The following is a 1,492-nucleotide window of genomic DNA, read 5'->3' on the forward strand; positions in this document are numbered from 1 at the left end:
GTAATGAGTGATTCAAGTGTGTAAAACGTAGATACAAATGACGAACGTAACGCATCATCTTTCACTAAATGTTGATGCATATACACACTTATTTTTATACTCATTATCGTAAAAATAATAATGTGGAGCATAAAAAATACAATACTTAGTTTCGAAAACGTAATAAGAACAATAATCGGAATATCAAGAACCATGTAGAAAATAATTTCTTGGAGACCACTTCCTATTTTCGGTATTTTGGGAATTGCTAAATTTGTGAGTATCCCCATTACAGAGATTCCTATCCATAGAAAACCAATCTCATCACTAAACGCCGCTTGCCATTGATTTGAAGGCCCTATATCCAATATTGTCGGTACAATTAACAATAACAAAACGACAAACAATACATTATTACTTCTAAATAGCACCCAAATGTTACGAGCATTTTGCATCCATGATTGTTCGACTTTTTCAAAACCAGCAGTTAATTCATTGGATCTTATATTTAATTTTCGTTCAGGTAACACAAAGTATATCACAATAGCCAACACTACAAAGAAAAGTACACTTATCATCACTGGCAAAAATAAATAAACCTTAAATAAAAACTGTGCACTGACAAAGCCTATACATAAAGAAAACAGCGCACCAAAGAACGCAACTCTTGAAAAAACACGATCTAACGAGACAGTACTTTTATCTTCTAATTGATTCATATACCAACTACTTAGACTTCCAGATAACATTGCCTCAGCGATTCCGGTGATCAAACCAGATAGCATTAATAACACAAAATTATCTGTAATCAACATAGCTAAGCCAACAGCTCTTAACACACAACTGAGCATAACTATTTTCTTTTGACCAATTGTATCTGCTAAAATGCCAGACGGTAACTCACTTAGCGCAGCAGCACCCCAAAAAACTGATAAATACACGCCGACTTCCGTATAACTATAACCAAGCTCAACTAAAAAAATATAAAGAATTGGCGTGAACAACGCAACACCAGAAATTATAAAAGTATTAAATGTGATATATAAAACACTTAGCCGTTTATTACTCATGAGTCATCACCGTTATTCACCCAATAATGCCTACCCTCTTTATCTCTTATTAACATGGCGTAATCGACTAAATAACGTCTCAGTACAACAAAATCATCATAATACTTTTGTAATATTTCATTCACTTCTCGTTCAGAATATGACTTATTGATATTGAAATCTGCAAGAATCAGTTTAAGTAATTCAATTTTATCTTTCTCTTTTCTAGGCAATGTGATTATTTGGCCATTTTTCATAAATCGTTGTATAACATCTGTCATCATTCCATCCCCCAATTAATTATGTCTAAATCATGACATAATTATCTAAATATTTCAAATTTAATTTTGTGCATAGCATTTAATTTGAAAATAAAAACCTGTATGAATATAAATACAGGCAATGAAATATGAATTATACGATTGATACTAAGTCACTTATAAACTTTTCTAAAGATTCAACAG

At 31.8% G+C, this 1,492-nt stretch carries 2 protein-coding genes; both read right to left on the minus strand.

Annotated features, from left to right (window positions below; all coding sequences use genetic code 11):
• Window positions 1-1,049: MFS transporter (locus CD122_RS11425; protein ID WP_103359034.1), on the minus strand; the 1,049-nt coding region annotated here is incomplete at its 3' end.
• On the minus strand, window positions 1,046-1,309 hold the full coding sequence (locus CD122_RS11430) for a DUF2087 domain-containing protein (RefSeq protein WP_103359035.1): 264 nt from the start codon (window positions 1,307-1,309) through the stop codon (window positions 1,046-1,048). The genes CD122_RS11425 and CD122_RS11430, both read right to left, overlap by 4 nt.
• Window positions 1,310-1,492: the final 183 nt, after the last annotated feature.

The organism is Staphylococcus rostri, from assembly GCF_002902145.1.
Taxonomy (GTDB): domain Bacteria; phylum Bacillota; class Bacilli; order Staphylococcales; family Staphylococcaceae; genus Staphylococcus; species Staphylococcus rostri.